Raw genomic sequence first — 18,769 nt, 5'->3', positions numbered from 1 at the left:
GAACTTTTTGCGATCGTCTCAATAGATATGTCGTAAGCCTAAAGGAAAGAAGTTTTACCAAACAATAATTTTAGGAGAAACACAATGACTCATCGAGTAAAAGAAATTCTCAGTTGGTATGGCAGCGACAATCCCGGAACGCTGACTAATTTAGCCCGGTTGCTGAATCATGGCAAACTAGCTGGAACTGGCAAAGTCGTTATGCTGCCTGTGGATCAAGGCTTTGAGCATGGGCCAGCTAGCAGTTTTGCGCCCAATCCACCAGCCTATGATCCTCGCTATCATTTTGAGTTAGCAATCGCAGCAGGATGCAATGCCTATGCCGCACCGTTAGGATTTTTGGAAGCGGGAGCGCGAGAATTTGCAGGTGAAATTCCCCTAATTCTGAAAGCCAATGATCACGATGTGTTACTAGCTGAGTCAGACCCAACACAAGCACTCACTGGCAGCGTGGAGGATGCGCTGAGATTAGGATGCGTGGGGATCGGCTTCACTATTTACCCAGGTTCAGCACATCGGTTTGAAATGTATCAGCAGATTCGAGCCTGTGCCGAGGTAGCAAAGCGGCATGGATTGGTCGTGATGATTTGGTCTTATGCGCGGGGATCGGGTTTAAGTAAAGTCGGTGAGACAGCGATCGATGTGATTGGCTATGCAGCTCAGATTGCGGCTCAATTGGGCGCTCACATCATCAAAGTGAAACTGCCTAGCGAACACGTTGAACAGGATGCAGCCCGCAAGGTGTATGAGCAAGAGCAAATTCCGATCGCAACATTATCTCAACGAGTGCATCATGTGGTGCAATGTGCCTTTAACGGACGGCGGATTGTGATTTTTTCGGGTGGGCCGATCGACAGTGATGATGCTTTCCTCAATGAAGTTCGTGCTATTCATGCCGGACATGGATTTGGTTCGATTATCGGACGCAATTCTTTCCAGCGTTCCAAGCCAGATGCACTGCGATTGCTCAACACAATCATGGATATTTACAGTGAACAGTCTGAGACCATTCGCACTCCTGCACTGACCTAATTTGTCTATCAAAACAGCCTAAAAATTGGGTTTGTTGTCTCTATTAAGCTGTCGCGCATTTAATTTGCCCAACTAGGGCGGGCAAGATGCCCACCCCACAAGAGATTTATTTTTTGGAGGATGCAAATTAAAAGATTTTTAGCTTACACCCGGATTTCTCACCTTGAAGCAATCTTCCCCACCCAATATGCCTGACTTTTTTCATCGCTTGCATCTCTCTACTGCTGCCAGGAAAGCTAGATCATGAGAAAATCACGTCCAAAGCCTACCCTATTGAAAAATTATCGTGCCATCATTCCTGCTTCCTTTTTTGGCATGATTCTGGGTTTGGCAGGATTAGGTAGTTGCTGGCGAGTAGCTGCTAAACTTTGGCACTTGCCTACCTGGATTGGCGAAGCAATTATGCTGCTGACAATTGCAATCTGGCTGGTGTTGTTGCTGCTTTATGTCGGCAAATGGCTGTGGGCGAGAGCAGATGCCTTAGCTGAATTTGAGCATCCTGTTTTGTGTTGCTTTATTGGGTTAGTGCCTGTGTCTACGATGTTTGTAGCGCTGGCGATCGCACCCTACTCTCGTGCGATCGCCATTACATTATTTGTTGTCGGTGCAATTGGTCAGTTAAGCTTTGGCGTGTATCGCTCCGGTCAGCTATGGATGGGAGGACGTAAGCCAGAAATAATTACACCCATTCTCTACCTCTCTACAGTCGCGGGTAGTTTTGTCAGTACGATCGTTGCTAGTACCCTCGGTTATCGAGAATGGGGCCCGTTGTTTTTTGGAGGAGGGCTGTTTTCATGGCTAGCACTGGAGTCGATGATTATGCAGCGCCTCTACTTGTTAGAAGCGTTGCCTAAACCACTACGTCCAACGCTGGGCATTCAACTTGCCCCCCCTGCTGTTGGCTGTGTTGCTTATTTGAGTATCACCAGTGGTCAGCCCGATGCCTTTGCTCAGTTCCTCTTCGGCTATGGACTGTTGCAAGGGCTGATTTTACTGCGGCTGCTACCGTGGTTGTTTCAACAACCCTTTACAGCTTCCTACTGGGCATTTACCCTCGGCATTGCTGCCCTGTCGCTGGCATCCTTGCGCCTTGTTGAACGCGGCATGACTGGAGTGATGCAAGAATTGGCACTACTGCTATTCATTGGCGCAAATATTGCGATCGGCAGTATTGCTCTAGGGACAGTGCGGCTCTTGCTGCGGGGCAAATTACTAAGCTAACGATCATTCATTTTTCCAGAACATATTGGAAGTAAAACTTATGGCTGCAACAACTAAGCAAAATGACACTAAATCGTTCGTTTACTCAACTCGAATTGATATTCCTGTAGAAATCCGATCGCAACTAGATAACCCAAGTTGTGGGTTATAAAATTCTGAATACTTCGTGACCATTGATTTAAACAAATGGACATGAGAAATTGGCGGTGGTGTTATGGGCTACCGGAAATTAGAGTCAAGCTAAGGTCAGAGCATTAAATCATTTTAATGTATTAAAATTAACTGATTGAATCAATGCTTTTTGGAGAGTAAATGCCAAAATAAATACTTGAAGTTTTAGCAAAAAACTTGGCAAACTACAAGCATGAATCAATTTAGGTAAATCACTTGTTATCTCACTAAAAACTGTTTTGGATGTAATGTCGAGTATGTTGCTTAATAAAGTTCCAATTTGATTTTAATTAGTGAAATGAATCAATTTAAACCCTGTTATGCTTCTGGATAATTTCACTTAGTTACTACTTGCTAACGCTGGAGAGTGACAGAAGCTGTTCATGAGCGATTGCCCACTATGGATGAAAGAAACCATTCTGTTTTCTTAGGAGCAACTGCACAGGCGGAACTGCCACCCGCTATGAATGAAAGAAACTATTTTGAGGCGACTAATGAACGAGTATATTAATAATTATCCTGACAGTTAAAACCGAACCCACAATAGTGTGTTGAGCCTGATTAGGAGGATGGTTCTGGGGCTTTATGGCGATGACATTGGTGAAGGACTTGCGTTTCCTATCCCGTTTGAAAGATTATCTATGAGTACATGCCCAGGTCAGGACATATCCGTAATAACCATATGAGAGTTGCAGCCATGAAATTGCCACTCCTTCAAGGGGATAACCAGCCTGTCCCTGTGGAAAAAGTATCATCCACTTTAGAAGCACCTCACTAGCGGCGCGCCACCCGTTATGGATGAAAAAAACAGTGAGTATGGGCTCAATACCAGATACATTTATAAGTGTCCTGACAGTTAAAACCGTACCCACAATAGTGTGATTAAAAAAGCCTGATTGAAAGCATGGTTCTGGGTTGAATGGTTATGTCATTGGTGAAGGAGTATTTTTCCTATCCCGTTTCAGAGATTATCTACATATAACCAACCCAGGTCAGGACATATTTTAATCATCATATTGCGGTGCGAAAATGAAATTGCCACCAAATAAGTCTAGCAGCCAAGCAAAAAAACTTGAAAAATCTGGAGCTACACATTTAGATCAGATAAATGAAAATGCAGCGGGTATTGACTTGGGTAGCGCAGAACATTGGGTATGTGTTCCTCCAGATAAAGACGAGAAAAATGTGCGACGCTTTGGATGTTTTACCCCTGATTTAATTGCAATGGTAGATTGGTTGACTCAATGTGGGGTGACAACTGTAGCAATGGAGGCAACCGGGGTATATTGGATTCCAGTATTTCAAATCTTGGAAGCAAGAGGATTTGAAGTCAAACTGGTAAATGCTCACCATTTCAAAACAGTACCAGGACGCAAAACAGATGTTAAAGACTGTCAGTGGTTGCAGCAATTACATACTTATGGCTTATTATCTGGCTCTTTCCGCCCAGAAGACCAAGTTTGCGTCTTACGCAGTTATATTCGTCAACGAGAATGCTTAATAAAAAGTGCTGGTATTCATGTGCAAAGGATGCAAAAAGCACTGATCCAGATGAATTTACACTTACATAAAGTCATTAGTGATGTTACTGGTTTAACCGGGATGGCGATTATTCGGTCAATTGTGGCTGGTGAGCGAGACCCACAAGTATTATCTAAACTGAAAGACCCTCGAATTAAGAGCAGTACAGTAGAGATTGCGAAAGCTTTAACTGGAGACTATCGCAGTGAACATATATTTGTCTTGAAGCAAGAACTAAGCCTTTATGAGGTTTATCAGCAAGAAATTACTAGTATCGACACTGAAATTGAAAAATGTTTAGCATCTTTTGAAATTAAGGTAAAAGACGAACCGCCTCCAAGTAAAAGAAAACGCAGAAAAAAGCCAATAGGTAATAATTCAAATTTTGATTTACGTCAATATCTTTACCAGATCACAGGCATAGATTTTACCCTGATAGATGGTCTTGATGTTTTAGCTGTACAAACCATCTTGTCAGAAGTTGGATTAGACCATGAACGGTTTCCAACTGTTAAGCACTTTTGCTCTTGGTTAGGTTTATGTCCAGGTCAAAAAATTACTGGCGGTAAAGTCAAAAGCTTCCAAACTCGTCGAGTTGTCAACCGTGCAGCAAATGCTTTTCGCATGGCTGCATTTTCTTTGACTCAAAGTCGATCTGCAATGGGAGCTTTTTATCGGCGCTTGCGATCGCGCTTGGGTGCCCCAAAAGCCATCACAGCTACTGCCCACAAATTGGCACGCTTGTTTTACCAAATGTGGGCGACTGCTGCACAATATACCGACCCTGGTATGGACTACTACGAGCAGAAATACCAAGAACAAATTCTCAGAAATCTCAGGAACAAAGCTCATACTCTTGGTCTTGAACTTGTCCCCATTTCTCAAGCTCCACAAAATACTCCATCTTCTCCAACCCTTGCTACATAAGCCTTATGCAAAGTGTTTCTTCAGAGAGAGGGGTAACGTCAAAATCTTGAGTGATTAGAAGCTATATCGTTCTGCATACTGCAAGCTGAATTTCTGTTGTTGCCGATCGCTGCGGTTCGACCAAAACCGAGAATCTTGAGTATGGAGGAAGCTGCCTCGGTTGGGGTAACTTATGTGACCGCTTGGCTGTGTGTTATGGAAGCTGCCCAAGCACAAGCGGGCGAAACTTTGCTTGTCATTGGTACAACAGGAGGGTAGGCAGTGCAGCGACACAGATTGCCAAGTGGAAGGGATTGCGGGTACTGGGAAAAGTACGACGGGATAGCGATCGCAACTCAGTGCAGCAATCGGGAGTCGATGTTGTGATTAATTCCGAAACTGAGGTGTCTTCTAAAAAATATTATTTAGATTGTTGTATTAAATATTCATTGCATACGTAAGATTTGATTAGCGATCGCTCTCAAGGTGGGGTCATCTCACAAAACCGCATTGCTCCCAGTATAAGCTTGCCATTACGGCTAACTTTTCCTTTAAGTCATACGAAAGCCTGAATTTTCGTTAAATTTTTTCCAATTTAAAAATTTTTCTCACATTATGATTCAAATGACAACAACGGCATGAGGGTAGCAGGATGAACCGATCGCACTTAAAAGCCTGGGTTTTGACGGGCAGTATCTTGAGTGGATTGCTTTTTGCCCAGTCGAGCGCAGCTCAGGTGATTCCCGATGCGACGCTACCTGCGGGAGAGCGATCGCAAGTTTCTGGCAACCCCAACGTTCAAATTGATGGTGGGGTAAGGCGGGGCAGCAATCTGTTCCATAGCTTTAGCCAGTTTTCGATTCCTATGGACGGGTCTGCCTACTTCAACAATGCGGTTGATGTACAGAATATTTTCAGTCGCGTCACGGGTGGGTCAAACTCAAACATTGATGGCTTAATTCGAGCGAACGGGACGGCAAACCTGTTTCTACTCAACCCCAATGGGATTTTGTTTGGTCCGAATGCGTCACTCAATCTTGGCGGTTCCTTTGTGGCGACAACTGCGAACGCGATCGGCTTTCCCAATAGTGAAGTGTTCAGCAGCGATGCGACGCAACCGTTACCCAGCCAGTTGCTCACTATTAATCCCAATGCCTTGTTCTTTAACCAACTTGCGCCTCAACCGATCGTGAATCGATCGACAGCAAACAACAGAACTGGGCTGCAAGTGCCAGCAGGACAGAGCCTGTTGCTCGTCGGTGGCGATGTCCGGTTAGAAGGAGGGCGAATTGTGAGTCCGGGCAGTCATGTGGAATTGGGTGCTGTTGCGGGGCAAGGAAGCGTGGATCTGAATAGAACAGAGGGTGACTGGCAATTGCTTTTTCCCGATGGGGTAGCGCGAGCAGATGTTTCGCTCAACAACAGCGCTTGGGTAGAAGTTTTTGCCGGGGGTGGCGGCAGTATTACTGTCACAGCGCGAAACTTGACTGTGAACCAGGGAAGTAGTCTTCGGGTCGGCATCAGCGATGGGTCAGGTTTTACTGGCGCTCAAGCGGGGGATCTTCGACTAGATGCAACAGAGACTATAAATCTAGCCGACGGTGCCCGACTTCGTAACGATGTGCGTCCTAGAGGTGTGGGTAATGCGGGTAACATTAACATCACAACAGGTTCACTGGTGGTTACAGGAGGCGCTTATCTGATCTCCAGAACTTATGGACAGGGAGATACAGGTAGCGTGACGATTAACGCCCGCGATCGCGTCTCCTTTGAAAATAGTAGTGGTATATTTAACGTCGTAGATCCAACGGGTGTCGGTAATGCTCGTGGGGTCACTATCACGGCAGAGACACTTTCGCTCAAAAGCACTCAACTGTCGTCCAGCACAAATGGGCAGGGAAATGCCGGCAGTGTAAATATTAATGCTCGCGATACGGTTGTTCTAGATGGAGAGAATGCTGATGTATTCCCGACTGCAATATTTAACACTGTAAAAACTGAAGGCGTAGGCAGGGCTGGTGGCATTAACATTCAAGCCCAACAGCTCGTTTTGAGATCAAATGCCGCATTAATTGGGGATGTAGAGCCGAGCGGGCGCGGACGGGGAGGAGATATTAATCTAGATATCAGTGGCACCATCTTGTTGCTCGGCGGAACAACTTCTAACACGGGAGAATCTACCAGGATAACCTTGGGAGTGCAGCCAGACGGAATTGGGTCAGGTGCAAACCTTCGTATCAGAGCGGGGTCTTTAGTCCTACAAGATGGTGGTCTTATCAAAGCCAGTACTCAAGGACAGGGAGACGCAGGCAATATCGACATCCGGGCTGATAGAGTCGATATCTCTGGCAGCGTTCCAACTAGTGGCTTGCCTAGTGGCTTGTTTACCAGTAGCGATACCCCTGGCAATGCAGGCGATATTACCATTAATACTCAGACCTTTCGGATTGCAGACGGGGCTGCCTTGAGCGCCCGCAGTCGAGGCGATGGACAGGGGGGGGACATCACGATCAATGCTAATCGCACCTTTGAAGCAGTCAACGGTGGACAACTAATTACCGCCACCTTTGGGCAGGGACAAGCTGGCAATATCACGATCGATGCAGGAGAGCAGATCATGATTGCAGGCAGCGACCCGAATTACGCTGCTCGTCTTGCCAGATTTCCCAATCCTGTCGAGCCATATGTTGCCAACGCCATCACCGAAACCGGTCCTGCTAGTGGCTTATTCGCCAATACCGAGCCGTTCTCAGCAGGGCGCGGAGGCGAGATCCAAATCACTACCGGGCAATTAACCGTTCAACAAGGGGCGCAACTAATTACCAACACCTCTGGCAATGGTCGTGCTGGTGACATCACGATTAATACTCCTGACCTACAGTTATCAGGGGCAACCAGTCGTTTATTCGTCGGAACCACCAGTGCAGGAAATGCTGGTAACTTGACGATTCAACCACGAGGCAACGAGCAAAGTGTGCGGGTGAACTTACAGGATGGGGCACAGATTTCTGCCTCTACCTCCAGCAGTGGTCGAGGGGGCGAGTTGACGATCACCGCTCCCGACTCAATCACACTCACAGGCAACGGTTCGGTGATTGCCGCTGGCACAGGTGGCAGCGGCAATGGTGGAAACTTGAATCTCCGCACTCGCAACCTCAATATCCAGAACCAGGCAGAAGTCACCGTCAGTAGTTCGGGGACTGGCAGTGCAGGCAACTTGTTCGTGGATGCCGATCGCATTTTCCTCAATAATCAGGGTAGAATTCGAGCCGACACATCGGGGGGTGGAGGAAATATTAATTTGCGATCGCCCCTGATTCTCTTACGCAATGGCAGCAACATTACAACGAATGCTACTGGAGCCAACATTCCTGGCGGCAACATTGGGATCGATACGCGCTTTTTGGTGGCGGTGCCGAATGAAGATAGCAACATCAGCGCCAACTCTGAAGACTTTCGCGGTGGTAATGTTCGCATCAATGCCTTTTCAATCTTTGGTATTCAGCCCAGTTTGGTTTCCACCCCTTTGAGTGATATCACTGCAACGGGTGCGACCTCTACGCTGAATGGCACGACCAATGTGAACACCGCAGGCATTGACCCAACTTCTGGATTAGTCGCGTTGCCCACTGACTTTGTAGATCGTTCTGGTTTGATTGCTCAAGGGTGTCCTGCCAATCAAGGGAATTCTTTTGTGATCAGCGGTCGCGGAGGCTTGCCACCCACACCGGAACAGCAATTAGATGATGATGCCAACTGGCAGGATCGGCGCAGTCTGGTTGCAAATCAGCAAGTAGATGGGGGAGGACAAGGAAACACGGAAACTGCTTCACTTCCTAATTCTCCTCCACTTCCCCACACCCGCATCATCGAAGCTACCGGATGGCTGATAACTCCTACTGGAGAAATCTCCCTGGTTGCCAGCACTCCTGACCCAACGGTGCAGAATCGGTTGAAATGGTCAGGAGTCTGTTCACGGGGGGAAAGCAGCAAACAGCTTAAGTAAGTAAACTTACTTATCTTCCCTAGCTTGATTGAACAAAACCTGCAATAATGTTAGTTGTGATGTCACAAACAGACATCTGTTTACGCAAGTACTAGAGAGCTTTATACCTGCGATGAATAGAGGACACAAGAACAGGCAAATCAATCAGGGATTGTCTAAAGTGCAGCGCCTCTTATTAAATCGGGGGTGGCTACAATCTTTTCGATTTGCTCTGGTAGGGTTTTTCATCGCAATGAGCCTTCATGCTGGTCTTACGGTTGCCCTAGATGACACTCATGACCGCAAGGTAGAAAATCAAGGACAATTAGTAGAAATTATATCCCAGTCTCCTCAGTATTCTACAATTCCACCAGCCCAGCTTGTGCAGCAGGCAGAAGATCGCTATCGGGCAGGGCAACTTTCAGATGCGATCGCCCTCTGGCAACAGGCAGCCGCTCGTTACGAGACTAGCGGCGATCGTCTCAATCAGGGGCTGGTATTCAGCTTTATTGCCATTGCGTTTAATGATCTGGGACAGCAGACACAAGCTGAAGGGAAGATCAAGCAAGCTATCTCGCTATTAACCGCTCAAAACTCGGCAGCCAATTCAGAGACTGCTTCCGTGCTTGCCCAAGTGTTGACTATCCAAGGAGAGTTACAGCTCGCTCATGGTCAAGCATCCGAGGCGTTTGAAACCTGGCAAGCGGCGATCGCTGCCTATCGCAAAGCAGGCGACATCACTGGCATTCTCGGTAGCCAGATTAATCAAGCCAGAGCCTTACAAGCAGACGGACTTTACAAACGAGCAGCCAATCTTTTGACACAAGTAGAACAGTCGCTGCAAAATCAGCCTGATAGTCCTTTGAAGGTGACAGGGTTGCGAAATCTGGGTAAGCTTTTGAGGTTAGCGGGCAACCTGGCTCAATCTCGGACTGTTTTGGAGCAGAGTCTAGCGATCGCCCAGAAACTGCAAGACGATACACCGCAATCGGCATCCGAGCAGAGCGGCATTCTCTTGAGTCTGGGTAACACAACCCGCGCTCAGGGAAACACAGATACTGCCCTGGATTTTTATCAAAAAGCCATCGTCATTGCTCCCTCCCTGACCGCAAAAACTCAGATTCAACTTGCCCAGTTAAGTTTGCTAATTGACAGCGCTCGACCAGCAGAGGCTCAACGTCTATTTACACAAATTCAATCCCAGCTTGCCCAGTTACCGCCTGGTCGTCTGGCGGCATATACCCGCATCAGTTTAGCTCGAAGCCTGATCAAGTTGGCAACGGATGATAAAACAGATGAAACGGATAAACATTTCAGACTTTCAACCAGTAATCCATCCGCCTCATCTACTTCCAAATTCGTGGCTCAATGGCTCAAAACCTCAGCTCAGGAACTGGCGATCGCAATTCAACAAATTCGTTCTTCAGGTGATTCTCGTGCTGAATCCTATGCCCTTGGCGCTTTGGGTAGTTTGTATGAAACAACCGATCAATGGAACGATGCTAAAACCCTAACCCAACAAGCACTGAGTCTAGCTCAATCCATTGATGCCCCCGACATTGCCTATCAGTGGCAGTGGCAGCTGGGACGGATTTTTTGTCAAGGTAAACAGCCCTGCCCTGCCATTGGAAATCTGCACAATGCAACGATCGCCTATGCCGAAGCGGTCAAACTGCTGCAATCCCTCCGTAGTGACCTGGTTGCGGTAAACCAGGATGTGCAGTTTTCATTCCGAGAAAGTGTCGAACCTGTCTATCGACAATTTGTGGAACTGCTGTTGCAGTCTGACGGTGATGCACCCAGCCAGGAAAACCTGAAACAGGCACGCGAGACGATTGAAGCACTCCAGTTGGCAGAACTTGACAACTTCTTCCGAGAAGCCTGCACCAATACCCATCCGGTAAAAATTGACCAGATTGATCCTCATGCGGCGGTGATCTATCCAATCATTCTGCCCAGTCAGTTGGCGGTGATTCTGGCATTGCCCAATCAGCCTTTGCGATATTACAAAACGCCCCTTCCTCAACTGGAAGCAGAACGCATTTTGACACAGATGCGCCAATCCTTTAGACCTACTGCCTTTGTGGAAGATTGGTTGCCTAGTACCCAACAGGTCTATAATTTGCTCCTGCGTCCGTTCGCGACTGAACTTGCCACAAGTGAGATCAAAACGCTGGTATTTGTGCCTGATGGATTGCTGCGTAGTTTGCCAATGGCAGCCCTGCACGATGGTCAGCAGTATTTGATTGAAAAATATAGCATCGTGCTAACTCCCGGTCTAGAATTGCTTCAAACCCAACCACTGGAGCGTCAACGGTTTCAAGGATTATTAGCGGGGTTGACGCAAGCGCGGGGAGGATTTGCGGCATTGCCCAATGTTGCAGTCGAAATTGATCAAATTAAATCAGAAATTCCAGCCCAAGTGTTGCTAGATCAATCATTCACAAATGGCTCGTTTGAAAAAACGATTGATTCTAAGCTGTCACCCATCGTTCACCTGGCAACACACGGTGAGTTTAGCTCGAATGCAGACAACACCTTCATCTTGACTTGGGATGGACGCATTAACGTTAGACAATTGGATCGACTGCTCCGTTCTAGAGAAGGAAAACTCAACCCAATCGAATTGCTAGTTCTCAGTGCCTGCAAAACGGCAACCGGCGATCGCCGCGCAGCTCTAGGGATGGCAGGTGTGGCAGTGAGATCGGGAGCGCGCAGTACCATCGCTTCCTTGTGGTCTGTGGGCGATCGCTCCACAGCTTCTTTGATGATTGAGTTTTATCGTCAGTTAAGAAAGCCCGGAGTGACGAAAGCCGAGGCATTGCGTCGCGCTCAGATCGCCTTGTTGCATCAAGACGATTACACCTCGCCTTACTACTGGGCACCGTTTGTTCTTTTAGGAAATTGGTTATAAAAACGTTATGTCTAACCTCAAAACTCTGCTGTATCATCTGCCCATTGGCATTGTTCTGACGTTAGAACTGGCGATCACGCCCGGTATTGCTTCGCCAACCCCGTCCCAATTTTTCTTTGCGAATCAATCTACCATCCAACTCGCCCAGAGTAATCCACCACCGCCACCCACAAATCCAGATAGATCATCGGCAGGGGGACGGCGCAATCCATCCAACTGCCCTCAAGATACGGAAGCGGCAACAAGTAGCCCGTTGCTGACTGCCCTCAGCCCCACAACTAAACCAGGCTTCACCTTATCAGAACGCCCTACGTTTCTCATCTACGTGCCAAAAACCAGCGCGAAGAATGCAGAATTTAGCCTCCGCAGTCGAGAGAGTCGCGGGATTTATCGCACCACGGTTGCTTTGACCAACACTCCCAACCTGATCAACCTCACCCTGCCAACCCAAACACCGCCTTTAACTATAGGTCAGCCCTATACCTGGTCGTTTGCCATCATTTGCAATCCAAATGATCGCCTGGAGGATCGCTTTGTCACAGGTATGGTTCAACGCATTGAATTCGACTCCGCTCGCTTACGTCAAATTCAGCAAGCATCACTCAAACAACAGGTGGCACTCTATCAGAAAGCAGATATCTGGTACGATGCTCTTACCGTTCTGTATCAGTTGAAGCGCAGCCAAATGAATGACCCAAGTATCAACACCGCTTGGCGTAAACTGTTGCAATCAGGGGGAGTCAATACCATGATTAATACCAACTTAGAGAAAGAAAACCCGCGTTGAGCGATCGCCTTAACTTATGTGGACAACACTGAAACAGCAAATTTTGCGATGGAGTGGGGTCTTGATCACAGTCCCCAGCATTGCTGGGAGTTTGCTGGTTTTACGGTTAACTGGCGCACTTCAATTAATGGAGTTAATCGCGCTGGACCAGATGTTTCGTTTGCGTCCTTCTGAACCAGTTGATTCGCGGATTGTCCTTGTGACAATTGATGAGTCAGATATTAAGCAGCTTGGACAATGGCCTATGTCTGATGCGGTGCTGGCTGAACTCATTTCATCCATCAAACAACAGCAACCGAGAGTCATTGGATTAGACATCTTTCGAGATTTACCTGTAGAACCCGGTCATCAAGCCTTAACGAAGGTCTTTACCACTACGCCCAACTTAATTGGGATTGAGAACGTGATTAAAGCGGCGAACGGTGAAGTTGTTCCAGCCCCAACACTCTTAAAACAGCGTGATCAAGTCAGCGCCAGTGATCTGCTGTTGGATAAAGATGGTCGGGTGCGCCGCAGCCTGCTGTATTTAAGAACTCAGGACAATCGATCAATCTTTACGCTGGGCGCACGTCTGGCATTCTTTTACCTTGACAAACAAGGTATTTACCGTCAACCTCTTAACCCTAAGCAGACGAAGTTTCGATTGGGTCGAGCCATTTTTACGCCATTGCAGCCCAATGATGGTGGTTATTTAGGGATGGATGCAGGCGGATATCAGATTTTGTCAAATTTTCCCAAATTCCGGTATGGGTTTCGCACGATCGCACTCACGGATGTTTTGCAGGGACGATTGCCACGCGATTTGGTGCGTGACCGGATCGTCCTGATTGGGGTAACGGCAGAAAGCCTGAAAGACAAGTTTTTTACGTCCTACACCACCGACTCTACTGCCGTACCCGCTGGTGTTGAAGTTCACGCGCTGTTAACCAGCCAACTGTTGAGCGCGGCATTAGATGGACGATCTATACTGCACACCTGGTCAGAACCGATGGAATGCCTGTGGATCGTTGTTTGGTCAACCATTGGAGCTGTCATCGGCTCGACAGCTTCATCACCGCGACAAACCGGATTGAAAATTGTCCTGTTGAGCATCGCTCTTTGCGGTGGAGCTTACGGTTTCTTTCTACTGGGTTGGTGGGTGATCATCGTGCCACCTCTGCTGGCTCTTGTAGGATCTGCCATTACCAGCAATAGCTATCTGCTGTGGGAAAATCTCAAGGAGTACGCTCACACGTTAGAACAAAAGGTGGAAGAGCGAACCCTGAAACTAGAGCAAGAGATTGTTGAACGAAAACAGGCACAAGAGACTTTAAGCCAGCAAAAACAGCTTCTCCAGACGATCGTGGATCATATTCCGGTGATGATTACGCTTTACGATGTAACGGGGCGTGTTGAGTTTGTCAATCATCAGTTTGAGCAAATTTTGGGTTGGTCAGCTACCGATTTGCATAATATTGATCTAGTTGCTGAATGTAGTTCTGATTCAGAACAGCGACAGCAAATTTTAGACCACATGTTAGCCGCTACTGGCACCTGGTTAGATTTAAAAATTAGAACAAAAGACGATCGCTTTGTAAACACTGCTTGGGCAAATGTTCAACTTGCCAATCGTCTATTTGTGGGCATTGGACAAGACATCAGCGATCGCAAACGTGCTGAAGAAGCTTCCCTTCTGGATGAGCGCAACCGAATGGCGCGGGAAATACACGATATTCTGGCACAGGCTTTTACGGGCATTCTGCTGCATATTGGAGCCGCAATGGAACTCATCATCAAAAAACCAGATAAGGCAGAAGCACACCTGGAAACTGTAGATGAATTGGCGCGTACAGGACTGGCTGAAGCACGGCGATCGGTGACGGCACTGCGACCCAAACTATTGGAAGAGGGCAACTTATTTGATGCTCTTAAACGCTTAACTAATCAAATGAAATTATCTACGAATACCCAGCTCACCTGTGAAATCATTGGTGCTACCTATCCTTTGCCACCCAATGTGGAAAATCATTTACTACGGATTGGACAAGAAGCATTAACTAATGCCATTAAATATGCTCACGCCACTCAAATTAACGTTGAATTAATTTGTGAGGAGTCTCAGTGTTTGTTACGAATTAAAGACAATGGACAGGGATTTACTATTGATCAAGTCTCTGTCAATAAAGGCTTTGGGTTATTGGGTATGAGTGAACGGGTAGAGCAAATTGGCGGTGAATTAGTCATCCAAAGCCATCCGGGTCAAGGTACAGAAATTGTTGTCGTTGTCAATCGGGAGTAAGCAGCCGTGAATCAAACAAACATCATTCGCATTCTGATCGTAGATGACCATGCCATCGTCCAACAAGGATTAATTGCCATCATTGATGAAGAATCGGATATGACGGTGGTTGGTCAAGCACAAAATGGAATTGAGGCGATCGAGTTGTTTCGCAAAGAGCAACCAGATATCACCTTGATGGATTTGCGAATGCCTGAAATGGGAGGTGTTGAAGCAATTATGGCGCTTTGCACTGAATTTAACACAGCGCGCATCATTGTATTAACTACCTACGATGGCGATGAGGATATTTATCGAGGGTTACGAGCGGGAGCAAAAGGTTACTTGCTCAAAGATTCTAAACCCAGTGAACTACGAAGCGCGATTCGCACTGTTCACGCCGGTCAGCAATATATTCCACCCCATGTTGGTGCTAAATTAGTGCAGCGCATGAACAATCCAGAATTGACCGATCGCGAATTAGAAGTCCTGCTATTAGTTGCTCAAGGCATGAGCAATTTAGAAATTAGTGTTGCCTTAACGATTACTGAAAGCACCGTCAAATCGTTTGTCAACCGAATTTTAAGTAAGTTGGGGGCTAAAGACCGCACCCAAGCGACCATTATTGCCCTAAAACGAGGGCTTACCACCGTATAAGCTTACAAGAAAGGCAGAGGGCAGGAGGCAGAAGGCAGAAGGCAGAAGGAAAGGAGTATTAATAAAAACTAAAGTTTCAGGGTCTAAAGCCCAGTTTAAAAAAAGAATTGTATCGATAGCGCAGCGTTAGCGAGTCATCGAGCGTCGACGCGTAGCGCGACTTGCATTGCGTCATTGCTTCAATCCCACGTTTAAAAACGTGGGTTCCCTTCTGCCTTCTGCCTTCGTACTTCTGCCTTCTGAATACCACCAACTTAGGATTGCTCAAAGCCTCAAACTTAAGATTGATCAAAACCTCTACCTCCAGATCCACCAAGGATTAGCATGACTGCATCAGTTTGTAAGTTGTACTTTAGTTCAAACTTGGATACCAACTTTAGTTAGAGCCAAGCTGCCATTTTGAGATGGATTGCTTCATCAATCGCTTTGTTGAGAAGAAGTGTAAACTCTGAGTGGACGACAAGTGAGAGTCAATTGCCTATATTGAACTCATGCAAACACAGCGACCTTTTCGATAAAATTTAATACCGTTTATAAAATCAGTATAACTAACAGTAATTTTTATTACTTCAATAAGTGTAATTACGAATTACAAATTATTTAATTCAGTAACCAATTCATATTTTGATGAGGACAGAATTATGACATCGATCCTATTTCTACTTAAGCATGATTTCAAGCATCTAAACGTGTTAAGTCAAGTTGATGATTCTGATAATTCTTCTATCAATCACGCTTTCACGGCTGTTGCACTAGAAGTTGTTGAATTACTTCAACATCTCTATCCCAATCAAGCAGAAGTTATCAGTTCTAATAAGACGATGGACTGCGAACGCTCAGAAACCGTTAACATTCGAGCGATTGAGCCAGAATACAGGCAAATCATTGAGATTGAACCATTGACTGAGCGTGAGTTAGAGGTGTTGCGATTGATTGTTGATGGATATAGTAATTCCCTAATTGGTGAAAAGCTATATATCAGCACAGGTACAGTAAAGACCCACGTCCGAAATATTTTGAAGAAGCTCTGTGCTGGCGATCGTACCCAGGCAGCTATTCGGGCACTCCGCTCTGGTCTTGTTCACTAAATCAACTTGGATTGAATATGCGGACGATTTCGCAGCATTCTGTGAGTCAAAAGAAGATGCCGAACGAGTGGTTGAAACCCTAAAAACCTGGCTCAAACAAAGAGGTTTAGAGCGTCGGTCGAGTAGAGAGTATTGACAAATTAAAAAGACTATGAAGTAGGGCGAACGCATCTAAATATCAAAGATCGATAATCAAGGTTTAATTTCCCAACACTATACCACACAGGGCTTTCAGAAAATTAGGTACAAAACTGAATAAACGTGAGTTCGACGGATAGAAAAGCCCAAAAAGCTTGCTAGATAGGAATTTGCTTAACTGGGCAGGCGAAGTGCGATCGCTAAGATTAATTGAGAATGAGCAAAAAAGGCACAAAAAAACGCCGAGACTAAAAATATCTAAGAAAAATGAGGGTCTCGGCTATGTCTACCATTGTATCTCGCCTCGATATCGTACAAATCTTCTGTGACGTAGATGATTTTTGCAACCAGTGGGAGAACTTGTGGCAACAAGTGCCACAGTTACCATCTACAAAGGGAGAGCGCCGCAGCAAATCAAAAATGCATTTATCAGAGGTGATGACAATTGCGATCGCATTTCACGGTAGTGGTTATAAGACTTTCAAGGAGTTCTACACGTTGCACGTACTACAAAGCTGGCGTAGAGCGTTTCCCAACTTGGTGAGCTATACCAGATTTGTGGAACTTATGCCTTGGTGTTTGATGCTGTTGTGTTGTTTTTTGCATACAAGAACGGGAGAAATTACGGGAATTAGTTTTATTGATTCGACTCCAATCAATGTTTGCCATAATTGCCGCGCTCATGCACATAAAGTATTTAAAGGTTTGGTGAAATGGGGCAAGAATTCCGTAGGCTGGCATTTCGGATTTAAACTTCATTTGATAATTAATGACCAAGGAGAATTGCTGGCATTTAAATTAACTCCTGCAAATGTTGATGACCGCAAACCAGTTCCAGATATGACTAAGGATTTAATTGGTAAACTGTTTGGAGACCGAGGATATATTTCACAAAAATTATTTGAGGAGTTATATGAGCGAGGTTTGGAGTTAATCACTAAATCCAAGAAGAAGATGAAAAACCGTTTAGTGAAACTCATTGATAAAATTCTTTTACGCAAACGGGCGGTGATTGAGTCGGTCAATGACCATCTCAAAAATATGTGCCAAATAGAACACTCTCGTCATCGTAGTCCATTTAACTTTTTGGTTAATTTGATGGCTGGTTTAGTTGCTTATACTTATTTGCCTAAAAAACCTTCGATTGATATTTACCCAAAAGATTTGCCTGCACTACCTCCTGCCATTTTTTAGTTCCGTCGAACTCACGTTGAATAAGAATAATAATCGTTGTAGGGAGGTGAGTTTGTGGCAGCCGTCAGCTGCCAAGCAATACGGGTTCGTTTTTGTAGTAGATTTATTCTTTGCGTTAAACAAGAAGAACCAAATTATAGTTGAATGAAGCTCAATCCCAAAATCACGATTGCTGACCACTTTGGTGTAATAGAAGATCCACGCATAGATCGTACTAAAAGACACAAGTTAATCGATATCATGACCATTGCCGTATGTGCGGTGATTTGTGGGGCAGATGGATGGGTGGGAATCGAGACATACGGATGTGCGAAGTATGACTGGTTAAAAACATTTTTAGAACTCCCGAATGGCATTCCGTCACACGATACTTTTGCGCGAGTATTTGCACAAATCAATCCTCAACAGTTTCAGTCATGTTTTCTGGATTGGATGAAATCAATACAGAACATAACTTCTGGCGAAGTGGTTGCAATTGATTGTTAACTTTGCGTGGTTCAAATGATAGTAGTAGTGACCAAAGCGCAATTGTAATGGTAAGCGCCTGGGCCAGGGTGGCCGCATCATGTCAATAAAACTAGTCTATTCTCAATAGTCTCAAAAATAATCTCATTAAGCTCTGCTTATTGACAAATATTTTAGCGATCGCACTAAGACTTGGAAAGTAAATCAAACGATAAATCCTGATTTCGTCGTTGGTTCTTAATGTGACTTGAAACATAAAATGGTTCTTGGCAACTTTTGATACTGCTGGCGAAATTGTCACTTAAAGGATAATGTGGTTCTTGGCAACTTTTGATACTGCTGGCGAAATATTGCTTAACAAATAAGTTGGCTCCATCAAGAGTTATTTAGGATCTAAAAAGCGATCGCTTGAGGTATGATTCGATGTCACTGA

The 18,769-nt window shown here is 45.7% G+C and carries 11 protein-coding genes and 3 pseudogenes; 13 read left to right on the top strand and 1 reads right to left on the bottom strand.

Features of this window, described 5'->3' with window-relative positions:
• Nucleotides 1–84 precede the first annotated feature (84 nt).
• On the top strand, nt 85–1,032 hold the full coding sequence (locus H6G86_RS32875) for a class I fructose-bisphosphate aldolase (RefSeq protein WP_190937841.1): 948 nt from the start codon (nt 85–87) through the stop codon (nt 1,030–1,032).
• 243 nt (nt 1,033–1,275) lie between these two features.
• Complete coding sequence (gene tehA, locus H6G86_RS32870) at nt 1,276–2,253, top strand: dicarboxylate transporter/tellurite-resistance protein TehA (RefSeq protein ID WP_190937840.1); 978 nt, start codon at nt 1,276–1,278, stop codon at nt 2,251–2,253.
• Between the two features lie 259 nt (nt 2,254–2,512).
• Here the strand turns inward: tehA and H6G86_RS40260 are convergent.
• Nucleotides 2,513–2,696, bottom strand: a pseudogene (locus H6G86_RS40260) (hypothetical protein); the annotation flags it as partial.
• A gap of 95 nt (nt 2,697–2,791) precedes the next feature.
• On the opposite strand from H6G86_RS40260, the gene H6G86_RS32865 reads away from it, so the two are divergent.
• The 11 genes and pseudogenes from H6G86_RS32865 to H6G86_RS32815 form a co-directional block, all read left to right on the top strand.
• Nucleotides 2,792–2,935: a hypothetical protein gene (locus H6G86_RS32865; protein WP_190937839.1), complete on the top strand. Its 144-nt coding sequence runs from the start codon at nt 2,792–2,794 to the stop codon at nt 2,933–2,935.
• A gap of 518 nt (nt 2,936–3,453) precedes the next feature.
• The gene (locus H6G86_RS32860) at nt 3,454–4,872 is read left to right on the top strand and encodes an IS110 family RNA-guided transposase (protein WP_190937838.1); all 1,419 of its coding nucleotides are present in this window, start codon (nt 3,454–3,456) and stop codon (nt 4,870–4,872) included.
• A gap of 631 nt (nt 4,873–5,503) precedes the next feature.
• Entirely contained in the window at nt 5,504–8,857 is a 3,354-nt protein-coding gene (locus H6G86_RS32855; protein ID WP_190937837.1) for a two-partner secretion domain-containing protein, read from the top strand.
• A 232-nt stretch (nt 8,858–9,089) separates the two neighbouring features.
• The gene (locus tag H6G86_RS32850; RefSeq protein ID WP_190937836.1) at nt 9,090–11,750 is read left to right on the top strand and encodes a CHAT domain-containing protein; all 2,661 of its coding nucleotides are present in this window, start codon (nt 9,090–9,092) and stop codon (nt 11,748–11,750) included.
• Nucleotides 11,751–11,757: 7 nt separating this feature from the next.
• Complete coding sequence (locus H6G86_RS32845) at nt 11,758–12,537, top strand: DUF928 domain-containing protein (RefSeq protein ID WP_190937835.1); 780 nt, start codon at nt 11,758–11,760, stop codon at nt 12,535–12,537.
• A 16-nt stretch (nt 12,538–12,553) separates the two neighbouring features.
• Nucleotides 12,554–14,815 carry a CHASE2 domain-containing protein gene (locus H6G86_RS32840; protein ID WP_190937834.1) on the top strand — a complete coding sequence of 754 codons (2,262 nt, stop codon included), beginning with the start codon at nt 12,554–12,556 and terminating at the stop codon, nt 14,813–14,815.
• A 6-nt stretch (nt 14,816–14,821) separates the two neighbouring features.
• Nucleotides 14,822–15,451 (top strand): response regulator, encoded by a 630-nt coding sequence (locus tag H6G86_RS32835; protein WP_190937833.1) that lies wholly within the window; start codon nt 14,822–14,824, stop codon nt 15,449–15,451.
• Between the two features lie 842 nt (nt 15,452–16,293).
• Nucleotides 16,294–16,539, top strand: a pseudogene (locus tag H6G86_RS38275) (response regulator transcription factor); the annotation flags it as partial.
• Nucleotides 16,481–16,675: a reverse transcriptase domain-containing protein gene (locus H6G86_RS40070; protein ID WP_190937831.1), complete on the top strand. Its 195-nt coding sequence runs from the start codon at nt 16,481–16,483 to the stop codon at nt 16,673–16,675. The pseudogene H6G86_RS38275 and the gene H6G86_RS40070, both read left to right, overlap by 59 nt.
• A 284-nt stretch (nt 16,676–16,959) precedes the next feature.
• Complete coding sequence (locus H6G86_RS32820) at nt 16,960–17,871, top strand: IS982 family transposase (protein ID WP_190937830.1); 912 nt, start codon at nt 16,960–16,962, stop codon at nt 17,869–17,871.
• A gap of 144 nt (nt 17,872–18,015) precedes the next feature.
• Nucleotides 18,016–18,422, top strand: a pseudogene (locus tag H6G86_RS32815) (ISAs1 family transposase); the annotation flags it as partial.
• Nucleotides 18,423–18,769: the final 347 nt, after the last annotated feature.

The organism is Nostoc sp. FACHB-133 (assembly GCF_014698055.1).
GTDB lineage: Bacteria > Cyanobacteriota > Cyanobacteriia > Cyanobacteriales > Nostocaceae > Nostoc.
Note: the sequence above shows the minus strand (reverse complement) of the source record. Positions and strands in the feature narration are given on the sequence as shown.

Excerpts from the sequence above, each read along its gene's own strand:
- H6G86_RS32875 (WP_190937841.1), top strand. The coding sequence starts at position 85 with ATGACTCATCGAGTAAAAGAAATTCTCAGTTGGTATGGCAGCGACAAT.
- tehA (WP_190937840.1), top strand. The coding sequence starts at position 1,276 with ATGAGAAAATCACGTCCAAAGCCTACCCTATTGAAAAATTATCGTGCC.
- H6G86_RS32860 (WP_190937838.1), top strand. The coding sequence starts at position 3,454 with ATGAAATTGCCACCAAATAAGTCTAGCAGCCAAGCAAAAAAACTTGAA.
- H6G86_RS32855 (WP_190937837.1), top strand. The coding sequence starts at position 5,504 with ATGAACCGATCGCACTTAAAAGCCTGGGTTTTGACGGGCAGTATCTTG.
- H6G86_RS32850 (WP_190937836.1), top strand. The coding sequence starts at position 9,090 with ATGAGCCTTCATGCTGGTCTTACGGTTGCCCTAGATGACACTCATGAC.
- H6G86_RS32845 (WP_190937835.1), top strand. The coding sequence starts at position 11,758 with ATGTCTAACCTCAAAACTCTGCTGTATCATCTGCCCATTGGCATTGTT.
- H6G86_RS32840 (WP_190937834.1), top strand. The coding sequence starts at position 12,554 with ATGTGGACAACACTGAAACAGCAAATTTTGCGATGGAGTGGGGTCTTG.
- H6G86_RS32820 (WP_190937830.1), top strand. The coding sequence starts at position 16,960 with ATGTCTACCATTGTATCTCGCCTCGATATCGTACAAATCTTCTGTGAC.